Origin of the sequence: Bradyrhizobium archetypum, from assembly GCF_013114835.1 — a bacterium.
GTDB classification, from domain to species: domain Bacteria; phylum Pseudomonadota; class Alphaproteobacteria; order Rhizobiales; family Xanthobacteraceae; genus Bradyrhizobium; species Bradyrhizobium archetypum.
Genome location: NZ_JAAVLW010000003.1, coordinates 467,976 through 494,109, shown reverse-complemented (window position 1 = coordinate 494,109; position 26,134 = coordinate 467,976). Strand labels below are relative to the sequence as shown.

Annotated in this window: 20 protein-coding genes; 11 read left to right on the top strand and 9 right to left on the bottom strand. The window is 62.6% G+C overall.

The window, feature by feature from the left end; genetic code table 11:
* Window positions 1-12: 12 nt before the first annotated feature.
* Complete coding sequence (locus HCN50_RS10915; protein WP_171709646.1) at window positions 13-873, top strand: prephenate dehydratase; 861 nt, start codon at window positions 13-15, stop codon at window positions 871-873.
* A gap of 104 nt (window positions 874-977) precedes the next feature.
* On the opposite strand, the gene HCN50_RS10910 is transcribed toward HCN50_RS10915, so the two are convergent.
* Window positions 978-1,997 (bottom strand): LLM class flavin-dependent oxidoreductase, encoded by a 1,020-nt coding sequence (locus HCN50_RS10910; RefSeq protein WP_171709645.1) that lies wholly within the window; start codon window positions 1,995-1,997, stop codon window positions 978-980.
* Window positions 1,998-2,378: 381 nt separating this feature from the next.
* On the opposite strand from HCN50_RS10910, the gene metF reads away from it, so the two are divergent.
* The 3 genes from metF (at window position 2,379) to maiA (ending at window position 7,960) form a co-directional block, all read left to right on the top strand.
* A complete protein-coding gene (gene metF, locus HCN50_RS10905) occupies window positions 2,379-3,293 on the top strand; it encodes a methylenetetrahydrofolate reductase [NAD(P)H] (protein WP_171709644.1) in 915 nt (304 codons plus the stop codon).
* Between the two features lie 4 nt (window positions 3,294-3,297).
* Window positions 3,298-7,152, top strand: coding sequence for a methionine synthase (gene metH, locus HCN50_RS10900; protein WP_171709643.1), 3,855 nt, complete (start codon window positions 3,298-3,300; stop codon window positions 7,150-7,152).
* A gap of 145 nt (window positions 7,153-7,297) precedes the next feature.
* Window positions 7,298-7,960, top strand: a complete 663-nt coding sequence (gene maiA, locus HCN50_RS10895; RefSeq protein WP_171709642.1) for a maleylacetoacetate isomerase — start codon at window positions 7,298-7,300, stop codon at window positions 7,958-7,960.
* A 184-nt stretch (window positions 7,961-8,144) separates the two neighbouring features.
* Here maiA and HCN50_RS10890 read toward each other — a convergent pair whose 3' ends face one another.
* The 8 genes from HCN50_RS10890 to HCN50_RS10855 form a co-directional block, all read right to left on the bottom strand.
* On the bottom strand, window positions 8,145-8,777 hold the full coding sequence (locus tag HCN50_RS10890; RefSeq protein ID WP_171709641.1) for a glutathione S-transferase family protein: 633 nt from the start codon (window positions 8,775-8,777) through the stop codon (window positions 8,145-8,147).
* A 291-nt stretch (window positions 8,778-9,068) separates the two neighbouring features.
* A complete protein-coding gene (locus HCN50_RS10885; RefSeq protein ID WP_171709640.1) occupies window positions 9,069-9,665 on the bottom strand; it encodes a GNAT family N-acetyltransferase in 597 nt (198 codons plus the stop codon).
* 6 nt (window positions 9,666-9,671) lie between these two features.
* Window positions 9,672-11,174, bottom strand: coding sequence for a glycerol kinase GlpK (gene glpK, locus HCN50_RS10880; protein ID WP_171709639.1), 1,503 nt, complete (start codon window positions 11,172-11,174; stop codon window positions 9,672-9,674).
* A 261-nt stretch (window positions 11,175-11,435) separates the two neighbouring features.
* Complete coding sequence (locus HCN50_RS10875) at window positions 11,436-12,209, bottom strand: SDR family NAD(P)-dependent oxidoreductase (RefSeq protein ID WP_171709638.1); 774 nt, start codon at window positions 12,207-12,209, stop codon at window positions 11,436-11,438.
* A 147-nt stretch (window positions 12,210-12,356) separates the two neighbouring features.
* Window positions 12,357-13,496, bottom strand: coding sequence for a pimeloyl-CoA dehydrogenase small subunit (gene pimD / locus HCN50_RS10870; protein ID WP_171709637.1), 1,140 nt, complete (start codon window positions 13,494-13,496; stop codon window positions 12,357-12,359).
* A 146-nt stretch (window positions 13,497-13,642) separates the two neighbouring features.
* Window positions 13,643-14,833, bottom strand: a complete 1,191-nt coding sequence (pimC, locus tag HCN50_RS10865; protein WP_171709636.1) for a pimeloyl-CoA dehydrogenase large subunit — start codon at window positions 14,831-14,833, stop codon at window positions 13,643-13,645.
* Window positions 14,834-14,864: 31 nt separating this feature from the next.
* Window positions 14,865-16,538, bottom strand: coding sequence for a dicarboxylate--CoA ligase PimA (gene pimA / locus HCN50_RS10860; protein WP_171709635.1), 1,674 nt, complete (start codon window positions 16,536-16,538; stop codon window positions 14,865-14,867).
* A gap of 128 nt (window positions 16,539-16,666) precedes the next feature.
* Entirely contained in the window at window positions 16,667-18,763 is a 2,097-nt protein-coding gene (locus tag HCN50_RS10855) for a 3-hydroxyacyl-CoA dehydrogenase NAD-binding domain-containing protein (RefSeq protein ID WP_171709634.1), read from the bottom strand.
* Between the two features lie 159 nt (window positions 18,764-18,922).
* Between HCN50_RS10855 and HCN50_RS10850 the strand changes: the two genes are divergently transcribed.
* The 7 genes from HCN50_RS10850 (at window position 18,923) to HCN50_RS10820 (ending at window position 26,113) form a co-directional block, all read left to right on the top strand.
* Window positions 18,923-19,786, top strand: a complete 864-nt coding sequence (locus HCN50_RS10850) for an IclR family transcriptional regulator (RefSeq protein ID WP_171709633.1) — start codon at window positions 18,923-18,925, stop codon at window positions 19,784-19,786.
* A gap of 69 nt (window positions 19,787-19,855) precedes the next feature.
* Window positions 19,856-20,653 (top strand): ABC transporter ATP-binding protein, encoded by a 798-nt coding sequence (locus HCN50_RS10845; RefSeq protein ID WP_171709632.1) that lies wholly within the window; start codon window positions 19,856-19,858, stop codon window positions 20,651-20,653.
* On the top strand, window positions 20,650-21,363 hold the full coding sequence (locus HCN50_RS10840; RefSeq protein ID WP_171709631.1) for an ABC transporter ATP-binding protein: 714 nt from the start codon (window positions 20,650-20,652) through the stop codon (window positions 21,361-21,363). Before HCN50_RS10845 ends, HCN50_RS10840 begins: the two co-directional genes overlap by 4 nt.
* Before the next feature lie 11 nt (window positions 21,364-21,374).
* A complete protein-coding gene (locus HCN50_RS10835; RefSeq protein ID WP_171709630.1) occupies window positions 21,375-22,253 on the top strand; it encodes a branched-chain amino acid ABC transporter permease in 879 nt (292 codons plus the stop codon).
* 2 nt (window positions 22,254-22,255) lie between these two features.
* Complete coding sequence (locus HCN50_RS10830; protein WP_171709629.1) at window positions 22,256-23,272, top strand: branched-chain amino acid ABC transporter permease; 1,017 nt, start codon at window positions 22,256-22,258, stop codon at window positions 23,270-23,272.
* 226 nt (window positions 23,273-23,498) lie between these two features.
* Window positions 23,499-24,728, top strand: a complete 1,230-nt coding sequence (locus HCN50_RS10825; protein ID WP_171709628.1) for an ABC transporter substrate-binding protein — start codon at window positions 23,499-23,501, stop codon at window positions 24,726-24,728.
* A gap of 158 nt (window positions 24,729-24,886) precedes the next feature.
* Complete coding sequence (locus tag HCN50_RS10820) at window positions 24,887-26,113, top strand: ABC transporter substrate-binding protein (protein ID WP_171709627.1); 1,227 nt, start codon at window positions 24,887-24,889, stop codon at window positions 26,111-26,113.
* Window positions 26,114-26,134 lie beyond the last annotated feature (21 nt).

Sequence of the window (26,134 nt, the reverse complement as noted above, 5' to 3'; positions counted from 1 at the left end):
AAAAGGCCCCGCATGACCAAAAAGCTCAAAATCGCATTCCAGGGCGAGCCTGGCGCCAATTCCCACATCGCCATCGTCGAGGCCTATCCCGACGCCGAGCCGATGCCGTGCGCGACCTTCGAGGACGCGCTGTCGGCGATCGCCTCGGGCGAGGCCGATCTCGGCATGATCCCGATCGAGAATTCCGTCGCCGGGCGCGTCGCCGACATCCATCACTTGCTGCCGGCATCCGGCCTCTTCATCGTCGGCGAATGGTTTTTGCCGATCCGCCATCAATTGATGGCGCCGAAGGGGACCAAGCTCGCGGATATCAAGACGGTGGAGAGCCACGTCCACGCGCTCGGCCAGTGCCGACTCATCATCCGCAAGCTCGGCATCAAGCCGATCGTCGCAGCCGATACCGCCGGCAGCGCACGCGACGTCTCCGAGCGCAAGGACAAGAGCGTGGCCGCGATTGCGTCGCGGCTGGCGGCGCAGATCTACGGCCTCGACATCCTGGCCGAAGACGTTGAGGACGAAGCCCACAACACCACGCGGTTTGTGGTGCTGGCGCGCGAGGCGGATTGGGCCAAGCAAGGCTCCGGGCCGCTGGTGACGACTTTTGTTTTCCGGGTGCGCAATTTGCCGGCTGCGCTCTACAAGGCGCTCGGCGGCTTCGCCACCAACGGCGTCAACATGACCAAGCTGGAAAGCTACATGGTCGACGGCAATTTCTTCGCCACGCAATTCTATGCCGACGTCGACGGCCATCCCGACGACAAGGGCCTCGCCTTTGCGCTGGAGGAACTGAAATTCTTCTCGCGCGAATTCCGCATCGTCGGCGTCTACCCGGCCCATCCGTTCCGCGCGACGTTCAGTGAGAAGCTGGATTGAGGTTGTCATTCCGGGGCGCGAAGCGAACCCGGAATCTCGAGATTATCCGATGTGCACTTGCACATCGTAGTTCGATGCTTCGCATCGCCCCGGAATGACGGAGCCTAAGCCGCCGCCTTCTTCGCCAAACCAAAAGCATCCGCCAGCAGGCTATACGACTTCTTGCGTGCATCGTGGTCGTAGACCGCGGTGATGATCATCAGTTCATCCGGCTGGCTGGCTGTGATCATCGGCTGCAGCTTCGCCATGACGGTCGCGGGGCTGCCGACGAACAGCCGCGAGCGGTTGCGGGCGATCGAGGCGCGCTCGGCGTCCGAATACGGATAGGCGAGCGCTTCCTCGACGCTCGGCAGCGGCAGATATTCTCCGCGGTCGCGGCGCAGGCGGTTGAGGTCCATCGAGGTCGCGAGCTTTTCCGCTTCCGCATCGGTTTCGGCGGCGACCACGGCGACCGCGAGTATGCCGTGCGGCGTGGGGCGCCAGCCCGAGGGCTTGAAGTGGTCGCGGTAGTTCGTCATCGCCGCGATCGCGTCATAGGTCGCGAAATGATGGGCGAACGCAAAACCCATGCCGACCTGCGCGGCCAATTCCGAACTGTAGTCGGACGAGCCGAGCAGCCAGATCGGCGGCAGCGGCGTGTCGTCCGGCATCGCCACTACGTTGTTGTAGGGGTGGCCGGGTGGGAAACCGCGGGTTTCCCACAACACGAGTTCACTCAACCGTTCGAGAAAATCGTCGCCCTCGCGGCGATCGAGCCGGCTGCGCAGCGCATGCGCGGTGGCGCCATCGGTGCCGGGCGCACGGCCGAGGCCGAGATCGATGCGGCCGGGAAACAGCGCCTCCAGCATCTTGAAGCGCTCGGCCACCACCAACGGCGCGTGGTTCGGCAGCATCACGCCGCCGGAGCCGACGCGAATGTTGCTCGTGACCGCCGCGATCTGCCCGATCATCAGATCCGGCGCCGGGCTCGCCACCGAGGCCAGATTGTGATGCTCGGCGAGCCAATACCTGACATAGCCGAGCGCATCGACATGGCGCGCCAGGTCGATGCTGTTGCGCAGCGCGTGGGCCGGACGGGTGCCTGTGGTGACGACGGAGAGGTCGAGGACGGAGAGCGGGATCATGGCGCTAAACTAGTGCCGCAACGGGAGGCGACAAAGGCCTGGCCGGCGCAGATCAGGCCCGCGCTTGTGGGGCGAGGCGCGGTGCATTGCAATACGCCAGTGGGACGAAATCTAACAGATTCGGCACCAACGCCGTTGCCCACCGCCGAAATATATCCGCGTTCAGCGCTGATTTTTCGTAATCAATTGTAAATGCTATGTAAATAGGTTAAGCGCCAAGCCCATTCACTCTTCCATCTAGGACAAAATTTCGAATTTCCTATAGAAATTGGGCTATTTCCCATCGTCAATGGGCTGTTTGGCCCGCCCTCCTTGGCTTATTTTAGCTCATCGCCGCTACGGCCGGCGTCCGTTCAACGTTTCGGAGCTTTGTGAAGTGCCATGACCGAGGTTACGCCCCCCGCTTTTGGCGGCCATCGCACGCTGCATTCGCCAAAAATCTCCTTCGAGTTCTTTCCGCCCAAGACGGAAGAGATGGAGCGGAGCCTGTGGGAGACCATCAACCGGCTGGCGCCGCTCGCCCCCAATTTCGTCTCGGTGACCTATGGCGCCGGCGGATCGACCCGCGAGCGGACCCATTCGACCATCGCTCGCATCCTCAAGGAGACCAGTCTGGTCCCGGCGGCGCATCTGACTTGCGTCGGCGCGCCGAAAGGCGAGATCGACGAGGTGGTGGCGCGCTATCACGAGATCGGCGTCCGTCATATCGTGGCGCTGCGCGGCGATCCGACCACCGGCATAGGCACTGCCTATCATGCCCATCCTGAGGGCTATCAGAGCTCGCCCGACCTGATCGAGGGCATCAAGAAGCACTATCCCGACATCGAAATCTCGGTATCCGCCTATCCGGAGAAGCATCCGGAGAGCCCGACGATCGATGCCGATATCGATACGCTGAAGGCCAAGGTGGATGCCGGCGCGGCACGCGCCATCACGCAAGTCTTCTTCGACAACGATCTCTACTTCCGCTACCTCGACCGCGTCCGCGCTCGCGGCATCGACATCCCAATCGTGCCCGGCATCATGCCGATGCACAATTTCAAGCAGGCGCGCGGCTTCGTGACTCGCGCCGGCACCACGGTACCGGGCTGGCTCGCCGACAAGTTCGAAGGCCTCGACGACGATGCCGAGACGCGTAAGCTCGTTGCCGCCACCGTTGCGGCGGGGCAAGTGCAAAAGCTCGCCAAGCACGGCGTCGACACCTTCCACTTCTACACCATGAACCGCGCGGACCTCGTGTTCGCGATCAGCCATCTGCTGGGCATCCGCCCCAATGGCGCACAGAAAGCCGCCTGATCCAATGACTGTTTCGATTTCACCGAAGCGAACCGCCCTGCTCGCCGCCGCGCGCGAGCGTATCCTGGTGCTCGACGGCGCCATGGGCACGATGATCCAGGGCCTGCAGTTCGATGAAACCGCGTTTCGCGGCGAGCGCTTCAAGGATTTCCATCGCGACGTCAGGGGCAACAACGACCTGTTGATCCTGACCCAGCCCAAGGCGATCGAGGATATCCACGCCGCATATTTGCGCGCCGGCGCCGACATCGTCGCCACCAACACGTTCTCCTCGACCTCGATCGCGCAGGCCGACTACGACATGTCGGACCTTGCCTATGAGCTGAACCGTGACGGCGCGAAACTCGCCCGCGCCGCCGCCGAGCGTGTCTCGGCCGAGGACGGCAAGCCGCGCTTCGTGGCCGGCGCGTTGGGCCCGACCAACCGCACCGCCTCGATCTCGCCTGATGTGGCCAACCCCGGCTACCGCGCCGTCACATTCGACGATCTGCGCAAGGCTTACGGCGAGCAGGTCAACGGCCTCCTGGACGGCGGCGCCGATCTGCTGCTGGTCGAAACCATCTTTGACACGCTCAACGCCAAGGCGGCGCTCTACGCGATCTCGGAGATCACGGAAGAACGCGGCATCGACGTGCCCGTGATGATCTCCGGCACCATCACCGACAAATCCGGCCGTCTGCTGTCGGGCCAGTTGCCGGAGGCGTTCTGGAATTCGATCCGTCATGCCAAGCCGATCACCGTCGGCTTCAACTGCGCGCTTGGCGCCGAAGACTTGCGCGCCCATATCGCCGATATCGGCCGCGTCGCCGACACGCTGATCTGCGCCTATCCGAACGCCGGTCTGCCCAACGAGTTCGGCCAGTATGACGAGACGCCGGAGTACATGGCGCGGCTGATCGGCGAATTCGCCGAGGCCGGCCTCGTCAACGTCGTCGGCGGCTGCTGCGGCACCACGCCGGACCATATCGCCGCGATCGCTGCCGCGGTTGCTCCGCACAAGCCGCGCATCGTGCCCGCGATCGAGCCGCGGCTGCGGCTCTCCGGCCTCGAGCCGTTCGAACTGACGCCGGCGATTCCGTTCGTCAACGTCGGCGAGCGCACCAATGTCACGGGCTCAGCGAGATTCCGCAAGCTGATCACCGCAGGCGATTACACGGCGGCGCTGCAGGTGGCGCGCGACCAGGTCGAGAACGGCGCGCAGATCATCGACGTCAACATGGACGAGGGTCTGCTGGATTCGGAAGCCGCGATGGTGACCTTCCTCAACCTCGTCGCCGCCGAGCCCGACATCGCGCGCGTCCCGGTGATGGTCGATTCCTCGAAATTCAAGGTGATCGAGGCCGGCCTGAAATGCGTTCAGGGCAAGCCGATCGTGAACTCGATCTCGATGAAGGAAGGCGTCGAGAAATTCATCCACGAAGCCCGCATCGCGCGCCGCCATGGTGCGGCCGTCGTGGTGATGGCGTTCGACGAAATCGGCCAAGCCGACACATTCGCCCGCAAGACCGAGATCTGCAAGCGCGCCTACGACATCCTCGTCAACGACGTCGGCTTTCCGCCTGAGGACATCATCTTCGACCCCAATATATTTGCGATCGCGACGGGGCTGGAAGAGCACAACAATTACGGTGTGGATTTCATCGAGGCGACGCGCTGGATCCGCCAAAACCTGCCGGGCGCGCATGTCTCCGGCGGTGTGTCCAATCTCTCGTTCTCGTTCCGCGGCAACGAGCCGGTGCGCGAGGCGATGCATTCGGTGTTCCTGTATCACGCCATTCATGCCGGCATGGACATGGGCATCGTCAATGCCGGACAGATGATCGTCTATGACGATATCGATCCCGAGCTGCGCCAGGTCTGCGAGGACGTCATCCTCAACCGCGATCCCGGCGCGGCCGAGCGGCTCTTGGCGCTGGCGGAAAAATTCCGCGGCAAGGAGAAGCAGACCAAGGAGCAGGATCTCGCCTGGCGCGAATGGCCGGTGGAGAAGCGGCTCTCCCATGCGCTGGTGCACGGCATCACCGAGTTCATCGAGGAGGACACCGAGGCCGCGCGGCGTTTGGTGGAGCGTCCGCTGAACGTCATTGAAGGCCCACTGATGGCCGGCATGAACATCGTCGGCGACCTGTTCGGCGACGGCAAGATGTTCCTGCCGCAGGTGGTGAAGTCCGCCCGCGTGATGAAGCAGGCGGTCGCCTACCTGATGCCGTTCATGGAAGAGGAGAAGGCGCGCAACCTTGCGAACGGCGTGACCGGCGATGGCCGCAACGCCGCCGGCAAGATCGTGCTCGCCACGGTGAAGGGCGACGTCCACGACATCGGCAAGAACATCGTCGGCATCGTGCTGCAATGTAACAATTTCGAGGTGATCGACCTCGGCGTCATGGTCCCCGCCAACAAGATCATCGAGACCGCCAAGGCCGAAGGCGCCGACATCATCGGGCTATCGGGCCTGATCACGCCATCGCTTGACGAGATGAGCTTTCTGGCCGGCGAGATGGAGCGGCAGGGCATGAAGATGCCGCTGTTGATCGGCGGCGCCACCACAAGCCGCGTCCATACCGCGGTCAAGATCGATCCGAACTATCCGGGCGGGCCGGTAGTGCATGTCAATGACGCCAGCCGCGCGGTCGGCGTGGCGTCCTCCTTGCTCTCGCCCGACAGGCGCGAGGCCTATGCCGCCGAGATCCGCGCCGAATACGCCAAGATATCGGCTGCGCATCTGCGCGCGCAGGCCGACAAGAAGCGGCTGAAGCTGGCGGACGCACGCGCCAATGCGGTCCCGCTCGATTTCGCCAAATCGCCGCCGAAGAAGCCTTCGTTCCTCGGACTGAAGAGCTTTGAAGCCTACGACCTGGCGGAGCTCGCCGAATATATCGACTGGACGCCGTTCTTCCAGACCTGGGAATTGACCGGGCGTTTCCCGGCGATTCTCGATGATCCCAAGATCGGCGAGGTCGCGCGCTCGCTCTATGACGACGCGCGCAAGATGCTGGAGCGCATCATCAAGGAGAAATGGTTCACCGCGCGCGCCACGATCGGCTTCTGGCCCGCCGATGCGGAGGGCGACGATATCTCTGTCTATGCCGACGATACGCGGGCAAGGAAGATCGCGACCTTCCACACGCTGCGCCAGCAGCTGGAGAAGCGCGAAGGCCGCTTCAATGCCGCGCTTTCGGATTTCATCGCACCCAAATCCTCCGGCGTAGCAGACTATATCGGCGGCTTCGTCGTCACCGCCGGTATCGGCGAGGACGCGGTTGCCGATCGCTTCAAGAACGCCAATGACGATTACTCCTCGATCCTGTGCAAGGCGCTGGCCGACCGGCTTGCGGAAGCCTTTGCCGAGCGGATGCATCAGCGCGTGCGCAAGGAGTTCTGGGGCTACGCGCCGGACGAGGCGCTGACCTCGGATCAGTTGATCCTGGAGCAATATGCCGGCATTCGGCCTGCGCCCGGCTATCCCGCGCAACCCGATCATACCGAGAAGGCGACGCTGTTCCGCCTACTGGACGCGGAGAGGACCGCGGGCGTGAAGCTGACCGAGAGCTTTGCGATGTGGCCGGGCTCGTCGGTGTCTGGGCTTTATTTCTCCCATCCCGAGAGCTTCTATTTCGGCGTCGGCAGGATCGAGCGCGACCAGGTCGAAGACTATGCCGCGCGCAAGGGCATGAGCGTCGCCGAGACCGAGCGCTGGCTGGCGCCGGTGCTGAATTATATTCCGTCGCAGGAACGGGCGGCGCCGACGCCCGCCCCGGCAGCGGAGATCGTCCCCGCCAACGACGTCACTTCACACCCACCCGGCTGCACCTGCGCCGTGCATCTGGCGTGGCGCAAGAAGGCGGTAGGCGCGGGCTGACCGGTTACCCTCTCCTGGAGGGTACTCAACCGCCGCCGCACCAACCTCGTCACACCGGGCTTGACCCGGTGATCCATCTTCACAAGACTCTTGCGAGGTGATGGATGCCCGGATCGCGTCCGGGCATGACGCCGGAGAATGTCCTATGAAATTCTTCTCGTTCTGGCGATCGCTGGCAAGCTTTCGCGTCCGCATCGCGCTCAATCTGAAAAACGTGCCGGCCGAGGTGATCTTCGTCGACATCGATGCCAATGCCCATCGCGATCCCGAATACAAGAAGATCAATCCGCAAATGGCGCTGCCCGCGCTGGTGGAGGACGACGGCACCACGCTGTTTCAGTCGCTCGCCATCCTCGAATATCTCGACGAGAAATATCCGTCTCCGCCGCTGCTGCCCGCCGATATCAACGGCCGCGCCCGCGTGCGCGCGCTGGCGCTAATGGTCGCATGCGAGGGCCATCCGCTGTTGACGCCGCGGGTGCGGCGCTATCTCGATCACGAACTCAATCTGCGCGACACGCAGCAGGCGGCATGGCGACGGCACTGGATCGTGGAGACACTGGCCGCGCTCGAGGGACATCTCGCCGGCCACAAGGACACCGCCCGATTCGGTCATGGGGACGCGCCGACCATGGCCGACATCTGCATGGTCGGGCATGTCACGGTCGCATTGAACCAGCAGGTCAATCTGACGACCTATCCAACCGTCAAGCGCATTTTCGAGACCGCGATGGCGCTGCCGGAATTTGAAAAGGCACATCCGCTGGCGCAGCCGGATACGCCGGCGGCGATGCGGGTGAAGGCCTGAAAGCGAGGCTGGCCGCCCGGCGGCGCGCCTTCCCCCGGACGCTCCGCACCCGTCCTGACAAAAATCGCGAAAACAACCCCATGCACAGTAGGATCTGTCCTGGGACTCCCGCTCGTTCGAGCGCAGCGACCGCGGCAAGACGAGAACGCTCCGCGGTCGTGGCCTGGGTCCGACGTCGGCGAGCTCAATCGCCGCTCGGCGGCGCCAGCGGTTGCACGATTTCCTGAAACGGCGGCAGCGCCTCGCAGGTGGCGGAATGCGCCTTCAGCGCCCGATAGCTGGCGTCGAACAGCTCCGGATGCGCCTCGCCGATGAAGCGCAGCACGCAGCCGACCGCGATATCGGCGTGGCCGGCGCGCTCGCCGAACCAGTACGGCGTACTGACCGCCGCACGCTCCTTCTCCAGCACCTCCAGCACGCCCGCGATCTGCGCCTTGCAGCGCTCGACCCAGAGATCGAGCTGCTTGTCCTTGCGCAGCACCCGCTCGTAGAGGAGGCTGACGCCCTTGTCGCCAAGTCCCATCGCCAGCGCGCAAATCCGCTGATGCTTCCAGCGCGTCTCGCCGCCGCGCGCGATCATCGCCTTCTCCGGGCCGACACGGTCGTCGAGATAGTCCAGGATCATCGCGCTCTCGATCAGCGCTTCGCCGCTATCCACCACCAGCGTCGGCACCCGTCGCAGCGGATTATATGCCGCGATGTTGTCGGCATCGCCGAAGGTCGACCACGGCCTGTGCTCGAAATCGATGCCGTAGAGCCGCATCGCGATAGCGACACGGCGGACGAAGGGGGAGTCGTATTGGCCGATCAGGATCATATTGCTTACTCGTCATTGCCGGGCAAAAGCGCGAAGCGCGTCTGCACGTTAGAGGACCCGGCAATCCATCCTCTTCGAAAGACTCTTTCGAAGATTGATGGATGCCCGGATCAAGTCCGGGCATGACATGCGGGGTCGGGGTTGCGCTATGCCTCATCCTAAGTACGTTGGCGCGCATTGCAACTCAGGAGTCACATCATCATGCGTGGCATCCCCCGGCTCAACTGCTCCGGATTACTGGCTCCCGCTTTCGCGGGAGTGACGACCTGATGGTAACGATGCTCTCGCGCCTCACTCAATCAGCGGCACATGCTTCGCCACATCGCGCGGCACGGTGCCGTCGAGCCGCGGATCGTCTGTCACCTCGATCTGCCGACGGCAGGCGCGAAAGCCGGAGCGCTGATAGAACGCGAGCGCGGCGGGGTGGTCGAAGGTGCATGTGTGCAGCCAGAGGCGCTCGATCGGGCGCGCCCAGGCGATCTCCAGCGCGCGGTTCATCAACCAGCGGCCGGCGCCGGTGCCGACCAGTTTTGCCGTGATGCCGAACATGACGATTTCGCATTGGCCGGGCTCGCGGAAATCGAGTTCAAGCAGGCCCTCCTCCTCGCCGCCAGCATCAACCAGCGCATAGACTTCGAGCCGCGGTGAATGCAGGTGAGACGCAAGTTCGGCATTCGCCATCCTGATCCGTGAAACCCACAGCCATTCCTCGCCGACTCGGCGATAGAGATCGCGAAACCAGTCGAGCGGCGGCATCTCCACCCGGCGCAGCGACCAGCCGCCGGGCGGATCGGGACGCGGCGCGGGGCGTGCGGTCATCTCCAGATGCGTGACGATGGCGACGACCTTGCCGGCGGGAATGTCGGAACAACCGTCGGGCAGGATCATCCGACGCTACTCCCCCTCATCGCTCGCCAGCACGCCCTTCACCGCCCTCGCCCAGCCCGCGAGCTTGCGCTCACGCGTTGCCTTGCTCATATTCGGCTTGAAGCGGTGTTCCAGCCGCCAATTGTCGGCGAATTTCGCGGGCTCGGGATAGACGTCGGCAAATAGCCCCGCGAGATAGGCGGCGCCGAGCGCCGTCGTCTCCTGAATCATCGGGCGATCGACGGGAGCGTCGAGCAGATCGGCGAGCCGTTGCATGGTCCAGTCGGAGGCGGTCATGCCGCCGTCGACGCGAAGCACGATGTTGGCGGCGGTCGCGTCCGGCCAGTCGGCGCGCATCGCGGCCCAGAGGTCGAAGGTCTGGTAGCAGACGCTTTCCAGCGCCGCATGAGCAAGTTCAGCGGGGCCGGTGTTGCGGGTCAGGCCGAACAGCGCGCCGCGCACCCGCGGATTCCAGTAGGGTGCACCGAGGCCGACGAAAGCCGGCACCAGATAGACGCTCTGCATGGAATCGGATTTGTCGGCAAGCGGGCCGGTTTCGGACGCCTGCTTGATGACGCCAAGCCCGTCGCGGAGCCATTGCACCGCGCTTCCGGCGACGAAGATCGAGCCTTCGAGGGCGTAAGTGCGTTTGCCGTTCAGTTGATAGGCGATGGTGGTGAGCAGCTTGTTCTTCGACGCAACCGGCGTCGTGCCGGTATTGAGCAGCGCAAAGCAGCCGGTGCCGTAGGTCGACTTGATCATGCCGGGCGTGAAGCAGGCCTGGCCGATGGTCGCGGCCTGCTGGTCGCCGGCGATACCGGCAATCGGGATCGAGCCGCCGAACAGATCAGCCACGCTGTCGCCGAATTTGGCGGAGGAGTCTTTCACTTCCGGCAACATCGAGCGCGGCACGCGGAGCAGTTCTAAAAGATCTTCATCCCACTCGCCGGTATGGATGTTGAACAGCAGCGTGCGGGAAGCGTTGGTGGCGTCGGTGGCGTGCACCTTGCCGGCGGTCAGCCGCCACAGCAGATAGCAATCAACGGTGCCGAACATCAGTTCGCCGCGGCCAGCGCGCTCGCGCGCGCCCGGCACATGGTCGAGGATCCAGGCGACCTTCGTTCCGGAGAAATAGGGATCGATGATCAACCCGGTCTTGGCCGAGATCGCGGGCTCGTGGCCCTCGGCCTTGAGCTTGGCGCAGATGTCGGCGGTGCGGCGGTCCTGCCAAACGATGGCGCGGTGCACGGCCTGCCCGGTGGCGCGGTCCCAAACCACCGTGGTCTCGCGCTGGTTGGTGATGCCGATCGCGGCGATGTCCTTGGCCTTGAGGCCGGCCTTCTCCAGCGCGGCGCGGCAGACCGCTACTGTCGAGGTCCAGATGTCCTCCGGCTCGTGCTCGACCCAGCCGGAGGCCGGAAAGTGCTGCGGGAATTCCTGCTGCGCGGTGGCCGCGATGGAAATGTCGCTGCGGAACACGATGGCGCGCGAGGACGTGGTGCCCTGATCGATGGCCAGCACAAAGGACATGACGTTTGCTTCCCCGGGAAGTTTCGTTGGCTACCGGAGAGGCAATCCGATTGGGCGGCGAAGGTCAATATGGGTGGAACTGTGGCCGCATGTTCACCCTCCCCTGGAGGGGGAGGGTCGACGCTCATGAAATGAGCGGCGGGGTGGGGTGACGGTCTCTCCACATCCGACAGTGCCCGAGTGGAGAGATCACCCCACCCTGTCTCATATTTTCGCTGCGCTCAATATGAGTCGACCCTCCCCCTCCAGGGGAGGGTAAGATCACGTGGCCGCGGTCGTTACGCCACCATCGACCACGATCGTCTGTCCCGTCATGAAGGTGGAGGCGTCGGAAGCCAGGTAAGCCACCGCACCGGCGATCTCGTCGGGCTCGCCGATCCGGCGCAGCGGCGTGGTGGCGGTGCGGCGCTTGAGGTTTTCGGCGTCTTCCCACAGCGCGCGGGCGAAATCGGTTTTGACGAGGCCCGGCGCGACGCAATTGACGCGGACGCCTCTCGGGCCCCATTCGCCGGCGAGGCTGCGGCAGAGCGCAAAATCCGCCGCCTTCGAGATGCCGTAGGCGCCGATCACAGTCGAGCCGCGCAGCCCGCCGATCGAGGAGATGATCACGACCGAGCCGTTGCCGCGCTCGGCCATCTGCGGGATCGCCAGCGCGCAGAGCCAGATGTTGCTCTTGACATTACTGCCCATGATCTTGTCGAAGGCCTCGTCCTTAATATCGAGCAGCGGGCCGTAATACGGATTCACCCCGGCGTTGCAGACGAGGATGTCGACCTTGCCGTAGTGCTTTGTCGTCCCTGCGATCAGCGCCTCGACTTCCTCGCGGCGCGAGATGTTGCAGGGGATGACATGGGCGTCGCCGCCAGCCTTCTTGATGCCTTCGGCGACCTCGTGGCAGGCGTCCGCCTTGCGGCTGGAGATCACGACCTTGGCGCCGAGCTTGGCGAGCAATTCCGCTGAGGAGCGGCCGATGCCGCGGCTGGAGCCGGTGATGACGGCGACTTTCCCGGTGAGATCGAATGGGGTGTTTTTCATTGTTGTTTTCTCTCCCTGACTCGCTCCCCGTCATTGCGAGGAGCGCAAGCGACGAAGCGATCCATCTGTCACCTGCGCGGCGCTATGGATTGCTTCGCTACGCTCGCAATGACGGGGCAACATCGTGCCCCGCAATGACGATGTGGCTCAGACCAACCCGCCTTCCGCGACGCGGCGGAGGTGGTAGTCGGTATCGCCGAACGTGTTTTCGATCATGGTCAGCCGCTTGAAATAGTGGCCGATCTTGGCTTCCTGGGTCATGCCAATGCCGCCGTGAAGCTGGATCGATTGCTGCCCGATGAACTTGCCGGACTTGCCGATCTGCACCTTGGCAGCCGCGACCGCGGTCGCGCGCTCTTTCGCATCGTCGAAATCGGCCGCCATGGTCGCGAACATCGACATGCTGCGGGCCTGCTCCAGCGCCACGAACATGTCCGCGGCGCGGTGCTGCAGGGTCTGGAAGCTACCGATCGGCACGCCGAACTGCTTGCGTGTCTTGAGATATTCCACCGTGGTCTTCAGCGATTCATCCATCGCGCCGACCGCTTCCGCGCACATCGCGGTGCGGGCCTCGTCCACCACGCGCTCGATCAGCGGCAGGCCGTTCTCGGGATCGCCGATTGCGGCGTCGCTACCGACTTCGACGCCGGTGAAGGTGATGTCGGCGGCATGCAGCCCGTCCTGGGTCGGATAGCCCTTGCGGGTGACGCCCTTGGCATCCGCCGGCACGATGAACGCGCCGATGCCGGCCCTGTCACGCCGGCCACCTTTCGTGCGCGCGGTCACGATCAAGGTGTCGGCGTTTTCACCGTTGAGCACGACGAATTTTTCGCCATCGATGACCCACCCCGATCCCTTCTTCTTGGCCGTGGTCGAGACGTCGGCGAGATCGTAGCGCGAGTTCTTCTCGAGCTGCGCAAAGGCAAAGGTCTTGCTGCCGTCGATGATGCCGGGGATGTGCGCGGCCTTCTGTTCGGTCGAGCCACCATGGCGCAGGAAGCCGCCGCCGATCACCACGGTTGCCAAATACGGCTCCAGCACCAGCGCCTTGCCGAGCGCTTCCATCACGATCATGGTCTCGACCGCGCCGGCGCCGAAGCCGCCATCGGCTTCCGCGAACGGCAGGCCCAGCAAGCCCTGCTCGGCCAGCTTGCCCCAGACGGCCTTGCTCCACCCGCCCTTTTCTTTCTGGTACTTCTTGCGCGCCTCGAAATCGTAGGAGTCGGTCAACAGACCGTCGATGCTTTCCTTGAGAAGGCGCTGCTCCTCGGACAAATCAAAATCCATGTTCTTTTCCTGCCTTGAGACGCTTTACACGCGTCTATCCGTTCGTCATTCCGGGCACGCGCTCTTGCGCGTGGACCCGGAATCTCTGTTTCCAGAATCTCGAGGTTCCGGGTTCGCGCTGGCGCGCGCCCCGGAACGACGTCACATCAAAGCCCCAGCACCGCCTTGGTGATGATGTTGCGCTGGATCTCGTTGGAGCCGCCGTAGATCGAAACCTTGCGGTTGTTGAAGTAGCTCGGCGCGATCTGGGCGGTCCAGTCCATGGCCTCGTTGGAGCCATCGTCGCCGTGCTCGTCGTAAGGAGCCGCGAACGGGCCGATCACTTCCATCAGAAGCTCGGTGGTGGTCTGCTGGATTTCCGAGCCCTTGATCTTCAGCACCGATGACGCCGGATTGGGCTTGCCCTTGCCGTGCTTGCCCTCGTCGGCGACGACGCGGAGCTGGGTGAGTTCGAGCGCCTTCAGCTCGATCTCGCAGGCCGCGAGCTTCTCGCGGAAACCCTGGTCCTCGATCACCGGCTTGCCGTTCTGTTCGACCTTGGAGGCGAGCTCCTTGATCCGACGCAGCCGTTCCTTGGAGACGCCGACGCGGGCGATGCCGGTACGCTCATTGCCGAGCAGGAATTTTGCGTAGTCCCAGCCCTTGTTCTCCTCGCCGATCAGGTTTTCGACCGGCACCTCGACGTCGTCGAAGAACACTTCGTTGACCTCATGGCCGCCGTCGATGGTCTCGATCGGGCGCACGGTGACGCCTTTCGACTTCATGCTGAAGACGATGAAGGAGATGCCCATCTGCTTCTTCGCAGTGGTGTCGGTGCGGCAGAGGCAGAAGATCATGTCGGCGTGCTGGGCCAGTGTGGTCCAGGTCTTCTGGCCGTTGATGATGTATTTATCGCCCTTGCGCTCGGCTTTCGTCTTCAGCGAGGCGAGGTCCGATCCCGAGCCCGGCTCGGAAAAGCCCTGGCACCACCAGTCGTCGACATTGGCGATGCGCGGCAGATAATATTTCTTCTGCGCTTCGTTGCCGAAGGTATAGATGACCGGGCCAACCATGCTGACGCCGAAGGCGAGCGGCGCCGGCGCCGGATGCATCTGCAGCTCTTCGTTGAAGATATAGTGCTGCACCGAGCTCCACACCGTGCCGCCATATTCCTTCGGCCAGTGCGAGACGCCCCAGCCCTTCTTGTTGAGGATGCGCCACCAGGTGATCATCTCCTCCTTGGAGAGATGACGGCCCTCGACCATCTTGCGCCGCGTCTCCGGCGGCACGTTGTCCCGGAAGAAGGCCCTGACTTCTTCACGAAACGCGATTTCTTCCTTGCTGAAAGCGAGATCCATCGGATCCTCCTGTGAGCGAATTACAATCCGGCTAAGCGACGTTCTTTCCGTGGGCTGCTTGAAGCGCCTTCTGCTGCTGGCGCAATTCGTGGCGCGACAGCTTGCCGACCGGCGTGCGCGGCAATTCCGCAGCGAACTCGACGGCGGTCGGCAGTTCGTGTTTGCCGAGCTTGCCCGCGAGGAAGCTGCGCAGTTCATCGATGGTGAACGGCTGGGCACCCGCGCGCAGCGTGATGAAGGCTTTCGCCGACTTGCCGCGGTAATCGTCGGGGATGCCGATCACGATGACTTCCTGCACCGACGGGTGGGTGTAGATGGCCTGCTCGATCATCTGCGGATAGACGTTGAACCCGCCGGAGATGATCATGTCCTTCTTGCGGTCGACCAGGTAGAAATAGCCGTCGGCGTCCATGTAGCCGATATCGCCGGTAAGGAAGCGATCGCCAACGAAAGCCTCGGCGGTTGCCTTCGGCAAATTCCAGTAGCCCTTGGTGACGTTCGGCCCCCTGATGCGGATTTCGCCGGTCTCGCCGACGGGCAGCACCTTCGTCGGGTCTTCAAGCGACACCACGTCGATCTCAATGCCGGGCAGCATCACCCCAACCGAACCCGGCTTGTCCGGTCCGTCTTCCGGATGTGCCGTGCCCGCCGGGGATGTCTCGGTCATGCCCCAGCCGCTTCGCAGCTTCATGCCGACCTTGCGCTCAAAAATCCTTGCGACTTCCATCGGCAGCGGCGCGCCGCCCGAGCCGGCGGTGCGCAGCGACGAGAAATCGCGCTTGTTGAGATCGGGCAGCGCCGCGATGGCGATCCACATCGTGGGCACACCGGGAAAAATGGTGGCGCGCTTGACTTCGATATCGCGCATCACGGCCTCGACATCGAAACGCTGGTGCAGCGAGACCAGATTGCCGTGGCGAAGCGAGGAGAGCATCACCACCGTGAGCGCAAAGATGTGGAACAGGGGCAGCACGCAGATCACGCGTTCGATAGCATTGCGCTTGAGCCGCTCCGGCCTGCCCCAGATGTCGTAGATCGAGACTGCCGCTGTGAGATTGCCGTGGCTGAGCATGGCGCCCTTCGGCAAGCCTGTGGTACCGCCGGTGTATTGCAGCAGGGCAACGTCATCCACGTCGATGGCAGGCCAAGCGTCCGGCTTGCTGACCCCGTCCACGAACTGCCGGTAGGTGATGATGGCTGGATTGCTCGGCAGCGGCGTCTGCGGCGTGCCGATCCTGCCCCAGTCGTCGTCTTCGCAGACGATCAGCCTGTCGACCAGGCCCTTGTCGAGGAGTTTCAGCGCGGTCGGCAGCAGCGCCGACAGATTGCTGGTGACGATGACGCGGGCACCGGAGTCGCTGAGCTTGTGCGACAGCGCGATCTCGCCGTCGAGCGGCGACAGATGCACGAGGCGCGCGCCCGCCTTCAAGGCGCCGAAGAAATTGACGGGATGATCCGGTGTGTTGCCAAGGAAGAGAGCCACGGATTTATCGCGGCCATAGCCCGCGCGCAGGAAGGCGCTCGCGGCAACCTCAACCTTGTCCTCGAGTTCGGCATAGCTGATCGGCCGTTCGCGAAATTCGATCGCCGGGCGCGAACCAAATTCGGCGGCGGCGGTCGATAACAGATTCGGCAGCGTGCCGCGTGCGATTGGCTCGTCCCAGCGGACGCCTTGCGGATAGAACTGCTCGCCAGGGTGGGTCATGCCGCCGCTCGCAGGATTCTAGAGGTCGTCATTCCGGGACGATGCCGCAGCATCGAACCCGGAATCTCGAGGTTCCGGGCTCGTGCTACGCACGCCCCGGAACGACGTGGAGGGAGGGTGGCAACCCATCAAGCCGCTTTCGACTGCTGCGCCAGCGACGCAAAGGTCTTGCCTTCCGCGGCGAGCCGCTTGAGCAGCGGCGCCGGCTCGAGCGAGGGATCGTTGGTCTCCTTGGCATAATAGGACAGGCGATCGGCGATATGCTTGAGGCCGACCTGGTCGGCATAGTACATCGGGCCGCCGCGATAGATCGGCCAACCATAGCCGTAGAGCCAGATCACGTCGATGTCGCTCGGCCGCGCCGCGATGCCCTCTTCGAGGATGCGCGCACCCTCGTTGATCATCGGGTACATCATGCGCTCGAGGATCTCCTCGTCGCTGACGACGCGCTTCTTGCGCCCCAAGCGCTGCAGCGTTTCGTCGATCAGCTTCTCGACGTCCGGGTCGGGCAGCGGCGCGCGCGAGCCACCTTCATACTTGTAGTAGCCCTTGCCGGTCTTCTGGCCGAAGCGCCCGGCCTCGCACAGCGCGTCGGCAATTTCCGACTTGATGCCGCGGTCCTTGCGGGACCGCCAGCCGATATCGAGGCCGGCAAGGTCGCTCATGGCGAACGGGCCCATCGGCATGCCGAACTTTGTCACCACCGCATCGACCTGCTGCGGCAACGCGCCTTCGAACAAGAGCTTTTCCGACTGCTTGCCGCGCTGAGCCAGCATGCGGTTACCGACGAAGCCGTCGCAGACGCCGACCACGGCCGGCACCTTTGCAATCTTGCGCGCGATCGACACCGCGGTGGTAAGCGCGTCCGGCGCGGTCTTGTCGGCGCGGACGATCTCGCACAGCTTCATGACGTTGGCCGGCGAGAAGAAATGCATGCCGAGGATGTCCTGCGGACGCTTCGTCACCTTCGCGATCTCGTCGATGTTGAGGTACGACGTGTTGCTGGCCAGCACCGCGCCCGGCTTGGCGTATTTGTCGAGCGCCTCGAACACTTCCTTCTTGACCGCCATGGTTTCGAACACGGCTTCGATCACCAGGTCAGCATCCTTGACGTTCTCGAGGCCAACCTTGCCGTCGATCAGCGCCATGCGCTTGGCGGGCGCGTCTGCCGGGATGCCGCCACGCGCGGCGGTGGCTTCCCAGTTCTTCTGCATCACGCCCATGCCGCGCTTGAGCTGCTCTTCGCCGGTCTCGATCAGCGTCACCGGAATACCGGCATTGGCGAACGACATCGCGATACCACCGCCCATGGTGCCGGCGCCGATGATCGCGACGCGCGCGACGTTGCGCGGTTTTGTTCCTTCGGGCAGGCCGGCAATCTTGGCGGCCTCGCGCTCCGCGAAGAATGCATAGCGCTGCGCTTTCGACTGGTCGCTGGCGACCAGTTTGAGAAAACCTTCGCGCTCCTTCTTCAGCCCTTCATCGAAGGGCAACTCGATGGCGGCACGCACCGCATCGGCGGCGGCAAATGGCGCTTCCAGCCCCCGCGCCTTCTTGGTCAATGCGGCGACGGCGTTGGTGAAGATCGAGATGTCGGCCTTGGCGGCAGCGAGCTTGCTGTCGTCGTCGCGCAGCTTGCGCAGCGGACGCTTCTCCGCCAGCACCTTGCGCGCGAAGGTTTCACCGCCCGACGCCGGTCCCTCGACGATTTCCTCGATCAGGCCGTGCTTGAGCGCGTCGGCCGCGCTGATCGGGTCACCACCGACGATCATCTTGACCGCGAGTTCGGGCCCGACCGCGCGCGGCAGGCGCTGCGTGCCGCCGGCGCCGGGCAAAAGTCCGAGCTTGACTTCGGGCAGGCCGAGCCTGGCGTCCTTGGTCGCAACGCGATAGTGGCATGCCAGCGCCACTTCGAGGCCGCCACCGAGCGCGGTGCCGTGAATGGCGGCAATGATCGGCTTCGGCGAGTTCTCCATGAGGTCCAGCACTTCGGCGAGACCCGGGGGCTTCGGCGGCTTGCCGAATTCGGTGATGTCGGCGCCGGCGATGAAGGTGCGGCCGGCACAGGTCAGCACGATCGCCTTCACTTCCGCGTCCGCGATCGCACGCTTCATGCATTCGAAGATGCCGCCGCGCACCGCGGCGCTCAGCGCGTTGACGGGAGGACTGTTGACCGTGACGATGGCGATGACATCTTGACGCTCGAGTTTTACCACTTCGCTCACGGCACTCTCCCTGGATCGCTTGTTCTTGGATGCCGCCCAACTTGCGTTGAGTGACTACGGTCAATTTCGCACTGCGAAATTTAATTCCACATCTTGACAGGGAGGGTTATTTTGAAGCACGTCCCTTGTCAACGAGCTCATCAGCAGCAGTAGCGGGTAATGAAACGTCCAGGGAAAAAAGCGGCGACCGACCGCAGCTTCGTCGTCGCACTCTCCCGCGGACTGGATGTGTTGCGCGCATTCCAACCCAATGACGGGCTTCTTGGCAATCAAGAACTCGCCGCCCGCACCAAATTGCCGAAGCCAACCATTTCCCGGCTGACCTATACCCTGACCAAGCTCGGTTATCTTACACCTGTTCCGCGCTTCGAGAAGTATCAGCTCGCGCCATCAGCCATGGCGCTGGGGTATGCCGCGCTCGCCAATCTCAGTGTTCGGCATTTGTCCGAGCCCTATCGCGAAGCGCTGATGCGCGAGACCGGCGGCGCCGTTGCGGTCGGCGGGCGCGACCGTCACAGCATGATCTATTTCGGGCAGAGCCGCACCGGGCTGCTCGGTGTGCAGCTTGACGTCGGCTCACGCGTGCCGATCGCGACCACGGCGATGGGACGCGCCTACATCTGGGCACTGCCCGACGACGAACGCGCTGCGCTACTGCGCGAATTACGCGATCATTACGGCAGTCGCTGGTCCAAAATGCGCGACGGCATCGAGCGCGCCGGCGAAATGCTCGCGCGTCACGGATTCACGATCTCCGCGGGCGAATGGCAGGAGGACGTGCACGCGGTTGGCGTGCCGCTGAAGCTTAGCGACGGAACCGGACCGTATGCCTTCAACTGCGGCGCGCCCGCTTTCCGTTTCACGGAAGATCGCTTGATCAACGACATTGGACCTCGCCTTGTCACGATGGTAAGGAACATCGAGACGGCGCTGGGCAGCGCAGCACCGCAATCAAAAAAATCAGAGAACAAGAAGTTGAAAGCAGGAGGGAAAGTTGCTCGTTTGGCCGAGGGGATCAGATAGCCGTCACAACGACCCGCGAAAGCATTCGTGCGGTCGTTCCCGCTCCGTGATCAGGGCGGGCGGGACGCGATGACGCAGGCACAGCTCGCGCAGGGAAATTCTCCCCTGCTCGCGGTTCGCGACGTCAGCGTCGTGTTCGGCGGCATCATTGCTCTCAACGGTGTGTCCTTTGACATGCATAAGGGCAACATCCTCGGCCTGATCGGACCGAACGGCGCCGGCAAGACGACGCTATTCAACTGTCTCTCCCGGCTCTATCAGCCGTCTTCCGGCGATATTCTGATGGAAGGCGTGAGCATCCTGACGCGCCCGGCGCACAAGATCGCCGAGATCGGCATCGGCCGCACCTTCCAGAACGTGGCGCTGTTTCCCAACCTTTCGGTGCTCGATAACGTCCGCGTTGGCTGCCATTCGCGCACCTCGAGCGACATTATCTCGGACTCCTTAAAGCTCGCTTGGGTTCGCCGCAGCGAGGCAGACGTCAACCAGAAAGTCCATGAGATCCTCGCCTATCTCGATCTCGAGGACGTCGCCCATACCACCGTCTCGGGCCTGCCTTTCGGCACCCAGAAGCGCGTCGAGCTGGCGCGCGCGCTTGCCGCCGATCCGAAGATCCTGCTGCTCGACGAGCCCGCCGGCGGCCTCAATCACGAGGAAGTCTACGTACTCGGCGATCTGATCCGCAAGCTTCGCGACGAGCGCCATCTCACCGTGCTGCTGGTCGAGCATCACATGGGTCTGGTGATGTCGATCGCCGATCACGTCGTCGCGCTCAACTTCGGCCGCAAGCTCGCCGAGGGAACCCCTGGCCAGGTCCAGGCCGACCCGGATGTCATCAAGGCTTATCTGGGGAGCAAAGACCAATGACCACGATGCTCAACGTCAAGGACCTCCGCGCTTACTACGGGCAGGTCCAGGCGCTTCACGGTCTTTCCTTCGCGCTCAACGAGGGCTCGCTGACCACCCTGCTCGGCGCCAACGGCGCCGGCAAGACCACCACCTTGCGCGCAATCTGCAACATGGTGCGCTCAACCGGCGCGATCGAGTTCGAGGGCAAGCCGCTCTCCGGCAAATCGACCGAGAACGTCGTCCGTCTCGGCATTGCGCATGTGCCGCAGGGCCGCGGCACCTTCACCACCATGACGGTAGAGGAAAACCTGCAGCTCGGGGCCATCACCCGCACCGACAAGAAAAACATCGTCGCCGATATCGAACGCATGTACGAGCACTTCCCGGTGCTCAAGGAGCGGCATACCCAGCAGGCCGGTACGCTGTCGGGCGGCGAGCAGCAGATGCTCGCGGTGGCGCGCGCGCTGATGCTGCGTCCGCGGCTGATGCTGCTGGACGAGCCGTCGTTCGGACTGGCGCCGCTGATCGTGCGCGAGCTGTTCAAGATTCTCGGCAAGATCAACCGTGAGGACAAGGTCACCATCCTGGTGGTCGAGCAGAACGCGCAACTGGCGCTCGAGCTCGCCGACCAGGCCTACGTGATCGAAACCGGACGGATCGTGATGTCGGGCAGCGCCAAGGACATCGCGAACAACGAAGACGTCCGCAAATCCTATCTCGGCTACTGAGGAGCAGGACGATGGAGCTTTTTACCAACCAGGTCCTGGCCGGCATCGCCACGGGCGCAATTTACGCCTGCATGGCGCTCGCGGTCGTGATGATCTATCAGGCGATCGACCATCTCAATTTCGCCCAGGGCGAAATGGCGATGTTCTCGACCTTCATGTCCTGGCAGATGATGCAGTGGGGCGTGCCCTATTGGGGCGCCTTCATACTCACGCTGGCGCTGTCCTTTGCCGGAGGCATTATCATCGAGCGGTTGCTGTTCAAGCCGCTCGCGAAAGCCCCGGTGCTGACCAACGTCGCCGGCTTCATCGCGCTGTACGCGATCGTCAACTCGGTCGCCGGCCTGATCTGGGACTTCACCATCAAGCAATATCCGACGCCCTTCGGCTCCTCGCCGTTCCTCGGCAGCCAGCTCATCTCGACCCATCAGGCCGGCATGATCGGCATCACGCTCTTGATGCTGATTCTGCTGTTCGTTTTCTTTCGCTTCACCCGGGTCGGCCTGGCGATGCGCGCGGCCGCATCGTTGCCTGAATCGGCGCGGCTGGTCGGCATCAATACGTCATGGATGATCGCGCTGGGTTGGGGCATGGCCGCCGCAATCGGATCGGTCGCCGGCATGATGATCGCCCCGGTGGTGTTTCTGGAACCGAACATGATGCTGGGCGTGCTGATCTATGGATTTGCCGCCGCCGTGCTCGGCGGCCTGACCAGTCCGTTCGGCGCGGTGATGGGCGGCTTCCTGGTCGGCATCTTCGAGAATCTGGTCGGGACCTACATCCCCGGCGTCGGCAACGAGCTCAAGCTTCCGATCGCGCTTGCGCTGATTATCACCGTATTGGTCGTCAAACCGGCGGGCCTGTTCGGCCGGCCCATCGTGAAGCGAGTTTGATCATGAGCGCCGCTGAAGAAGTCGTCACAGAAGCGCCGGCCGTCGAGGCCGTTCCGAAACGGGCCATGACGCTCGGCGTAGGCACTTCGCTGGTGGTGCTGGCCGCACTGGTCATCGCGCCGCTGTTCGTCAAGAACTTCATCATATTCCAGATGACGATGCTCTTGATCTACGGGCTTGCGGTTCTCGCGCTGAACATCCTGACCGGCGGAAGCGGACAATTTTCGCTAGGCCAGAGCGCGTTCTACGCGGTAGGTGCCTACACCTCGGCAATCCTGATGGAGCATGTGGGCATGAACTATGCCCTTACGCTGCCGATCGCCGGCATCATCTGTTTCGGCTTCGGCTTCCTGTTCGGCCAGCCGGCGTTGCGGCTGTCCGGCGTCTATCTGGCGCTAGCTACGTTCGCGCTCGCCACCGCAATGCCGCAGCTCTTGAAGCTAGGCTATTTCGAGCACTGGACCGGCGGCGTACAGGGACTGGTCGTAACCAAACCCGATGCGCCGTTCGGCCTGCCGATGGGCCAGGACATGTGGCTGTATTACTTCACGCTCGTGATCACGATCGGGATCTATGTCGCCTCGGTCAATCTGCTGCGTTCGCGCTCGGGCCGAGCCTTCATGGCGATCCGCGACAACGAGATCGCAGCGTCCGCCATGGGAGTCGACGTTGCGCTCTACAAGACGCTGGCATTTGGCGTCTCGGCCGGCATCACCGGCGTCGCCGGGGGGCTTGGCGCCATCGCGGTACAGTTCGTGGCGCCTGACGGCTATACCATCACGCTCGCGATCTCGCTGTTCCTCGGCATGGTCGTCGGCGGTGTCGGCTGGCTGCCGGGATCGATCGTCGGCTCGGCGTTCATCATCTTCGTGCCAAACATTGCCGAAAGTATCTCCAAAGGCCTCTCCGGCGCGGTATTTGGCGTGCTCCTGTTCCTCGTCATCTTCCTGGTGCCGCATGGCGCAAGGCAGGTCGCGATTGTTGCGCAGCAGATGCTCGGCAAACTCAAGAAGCATTAGGAACCGCAAGAGAAGAAGCCAGGAAGCGTCGAGCCGAGCCACTCGTTAATATTCCGCCGGACGGGCAGTTCGTCCCGCCCTCCGACCAAATACCACCCTCCGCGACACCGTCGCGGAGGGCTTTTTGTTGCTGGACGGAGCCGAAAGGTATTCAATGCAGTCAAGAGCCGCCAAGCGCTCCAATCAAAAACAATGACACAGTCATCGATCCCAGGGAGATCAAAAAATGCTCGCCATCAACTTGCGTTTGGGAGCCTTTGCGGCTGCCCTCGCATTACTGGCCGCGACCAGCAGCGGCGCATTTGCACAAAAGAAATACGACACCGGCGCCACCGATACCGAGATCAAGATCGGTAACATCATGCCCTACAGCGGACCGGCTTCCGCCTACGGCGTGATCGGCAAGACCGAAGAAGCCTATTTCAGGAAGATCAACGCCGAGGGCGGCATCAACGGTCGCAAGATCAACTTCATCAGCTATGACGACACCTATAGCCCGCCGAAGACCGTCGAGCAGGCACGCAAGTTGGTGGAGAGCGACGAAGTTCTACTCATCTTCAATCCGCTGGGTACGCCACCGAACACCGCGATTCAGAAATACCTCAATAGCAAGAAGGTCCCGCAACTGTTCGTCGCGACCGGCGCCACCAAGTGGAATGATCCGAAGGACTTTCCCTGGACGATGGGATGGCAGCCCAACTACCAGAGCGAATCCCGGATCTATGCCAAGTACATCTTGAAGAACAAGCCGGATGCCAAGATCGCGGTACTCTATCAGAACGACGACTACGGCAAGGACTATCTGAAAGGGTTCAAGGATGGCCTCGGCGACAAGGCCGCCTCGATGATCGTGATCGAAGAAAGCTATGAAGTTTCCGAGCCGACCATCGATTCTCACATCGTGAAGATGAAGGCGACCGGCGCCGACGTCTTCTTCAACATCACCACGCCGAAATTCGCAGCACAGGCGATCAAGAAGAATCAGGAGATCGGCTGGAAGCCGCTGCACTTCCTCAACGGCGTCTCCTCCTCGATCGGCAGCGTGATCAAGCCTGCGGGGTTTGAAAATTCGCAAGGCATCATCTCTTCAAATTACCTGAAGGATCCGACGGACATCGAGTGGAAGAACGATGCCGGCATGAAGGCCTGGAACGAATTCCTGGACAAATATTACCCGGAAGCCAACCGTGCCGACATCTTCGTGATGTATGGCTATACCGTGGCACAGGGCCTCGAGCATGTGTTGAGAGCGAGCGGGGACAATCTTACGCGCGCCAACGTCATGAAGCAGGCCGCCAGCATCAAAGACCTCGAACTCGGCGGCTTGCTGCCGGGCATCAAGGTCAACACGTCGGCGACCGACTTTGCTCCTATCTCGCAGGTTCAACTGATGAGGCTAAAGGGCGAGACCTGGGAACGCTTCGGCGAAATTCTATCGGATGATGTCGGCGGCTAGCGCGCTGAGCTCGTTTGCCAAAGCAACAGCCCCTGCGCCTTGCCGCAGGGGCTTTTTGTTGTGAGACTTATGACAAGGTGGTAATCACGAAGCTGTCAAAAAGAGCTTCGGCAAGAGGCCCGACAGTTATGTTAGTAAATGAAAAGGGAGAGACAGAAATGTCCGCAACAAAAAAACTGGCAGTCCTTTCAGCCGCGCTCGGATTGCTCGCCGCATCATCGAGCGGCGTTCTCGCGCAGAAGAAATACGATCCGGGCGCGAGCGATACCGAGATCAAGATCGGCAACATCATGCCTTACAGCGGACCTGCTTCCGCTTATGGCGTAATCGCAAAGACCGAAGAAGCCTATTTCCGCAAGGTCAACGCTGAAGGCGGCATCAACGGCCGCAAGATCAACTTCATCAGCTACGACGACGCCTACAGCCCGCCGAAGACGGTGGAGCAGGCACGCAAGCTGGTCGAAAGCGATGAAGTCCTGGTCGTCTTCAACCCGCTCGGTACTCCGCCGAACACCGCGATCCAGAAGTACCTGAACAGCAAGAAGGTGCCGCAACTGTTCGTTGCCACCGGCGCCACCAAGTGGAACGATCCGAAGAATTTTCCGTGGACGATGGGCTGGCAGCCCAACTACCAGAGCGAAACGCAGATTTATGCCAAATACATTCTGAAGGAGAAGCCGAACGCCAAGATCGGGATTCTCTACCAGAACGACGACTACGGTAAGGACTATCTGAAGGGCTTCAAGGATGGGCTCGGCGCCAAGGCTGCATCGATGATCGTCCTGGAGGAAAGCTACGAGGTCTCCGAACCGACCATCGATTCCCATATCGTCAAGCTGAAGGCCACCGGCGCCGACGTGTTCGTCAACATCACTACACCGAAATTCGCGGCGCAGGCGATCAAGAAGAACGCCGAGCTCGGCTGGAAGCCCCTCCACTTCCTCAACAGCGTCTCCGCCTCGATCGGCAGTGTCATAAAACCGGCCGGCTTTGAGAATGCGCAAGAGATTATCTCTTCGCAGTACCTCAAGGATCCCGTCGATCCGGAGTGGAAGAATGATGCTGGCATGAAGGCCTGGAACGAATTCCTGGACAAGTATTATCCCGAGGCCAACCGCGTCGATGCATTCGTGATGTATGGTTACACGGTGGCACAAACGCTGGAACATGTGTTGAAGTCTTGCGGCGACAACCTGACCCGAGAAAATGTGATGAAACAGGCCGCAAGCATCAAGGACCTCGAACTTGGGGGACTGTTGCCTGGCATCAAGATCAATACGTCAGCAACCGACTTTGCGCCCATCTCCCAGCTACAACTGGTGAGATTCAAGGGTGAAACCTGGGAGCGCTTCGGCGAAATCCTCTCCGGCGAGGCCGGCGGCTAGTCATTTCGAATCCCGATCGGC

Excerpts from the sequence above, each read along its gene's own strand:
- HCN50_RS10915 (WP_171709646.1), top strand. The coding sequence starts at position 13 with ATGACCAAAAAGCTCAAAATCGCATTCCAGGGCGAGCCTGGCGCCAAT.
- HCN50_RS10910 (WP_171709645.1), bottom strand. The coding sequence starts at position 1,997 with ATGATCCCGCTCTCCGTCCTCGACCTCTCCGTCGTCACCACAGGCACC.
- metF (WP_171709644.1), top strand. The coding sequence starts at position 2,379 with ATGACCGAGGTTACGCCCCCCGCTTTTGGCGGCCATCGCACGCTGCAT.
- metH (WP_171709643.1), top strand. The coding sequence starts at position 3,298 with ATGACTGTTTCGATTTCACCGAAGCGAACCGCCCTGCTCGCCGCCGCG.
- maiA (WP_171709642.1), top strand. The coding sequence starts at position 7,298 with ATGAAATTCTTCTCGTTCTGGCGATCGCTGGCAAGCTTTCGCGTCCGC.
- HCN50_RS10890 (WP_171709641.1), bottom strand. The coding sequence starts at position 8,777 with ATGATCCTGATCGGCCAATACGACTCCCCCTTCGTCCGCCGTGTCGCT.
- HCN50_RS10885 (WP_171709640.1), bottom strand. The coding sequence starts at position 9,665 with ATGATCCTGCCCGACGGTTGTTCCGACATTCCCGCCGGCAAGGTCGTC.
- glpK (WP_171709639.1), bottom strand. The coding sequence starts at position 11,174 with ATGTCCTTTGTGCTGGCCATCGATCAGGGCACCACGTCCTCGCGCGCC.
- HCN50_RS10875 (WP_171709638.1), bottom strand. The coding sequence starts at position 12,209 with ATGAAAAACACCCCATTCGATCTCACCGGGAAAGTCGCCGTCATCACC.
- pimD (WP_171709637.1), bottom strand. The coding sequence starts at position 13,496 with ATGGATTTTGATTTGTCCGAGGAGCAGCGCCTTCTCAAGGAAAGCATC.
- pimC (WP_171709636.1), bottom strand. The coding sequence starts at position 14,833 with ATGGATCTCGCTTTCAGCAAGGAAGAAATCGCGTTTCGTGAAGAAGTC.
- pimA (WP_171709635.1), bottom strand. The coding sequence starts at position 16,538 with ATGACCCACCCTGGCGAGCAGTTCTATCCGCAAGGCGTCCGCTGGGAC.
- HCN50_RS10850 (WP_171709633.1), top strand. The coding sequence starts at position 18,923 with ATGAAACGTCCAGGGAAAAAAGCGGCGACCGACCGCAGCTTCGTCGTC.
- HCN50_RS10845 (WP_171709632.1), top strand. The coding sequence starts at position 19,856 with ATGACGCAGGCACAGCTCGCGCAGGGAAATTCTCCCCTGCTCGCGGTT.
- HCN50_RS10840 (WP_171709631.1), top strand. The coding sequence starts at position 20,650 with ATGACCACGATGCTCAACGTCAAGGACCTCCGCGCTTACTACGGGCAG.
- HCN50_RS10835 (WP_171709630.1), top strand. The coding sequence starts at position 21,375 with ATGGAGCTTTTTACCAACCAGGTCCTGGCCGGCATCGCCACGGGCGCA.
- HCN50_RS10830 (WP_171709629.1), top strand. The coding sequence starts at position 22,256 with ATGAGCGCCGCTGAAGAAGTCGTCACAGAAGCGCCGGCCGTCGAGGCC.
- HCN50_RS10825 (WP_171709628.1), top strand. The coding sequence starts at position 23,499 with ATGCTCGCCATCAACTTGCGTTTGGGAGCCTTTGCGGCTGCCCTCGCA.
- HCN50_RS10820 (WP_171709627.1), top strand. The coding sequence starts at position 24,887 with ATGTCCGCAACAAAAAAACTGGCAGTCCTTTCAGCCGCGCTCGGATTG.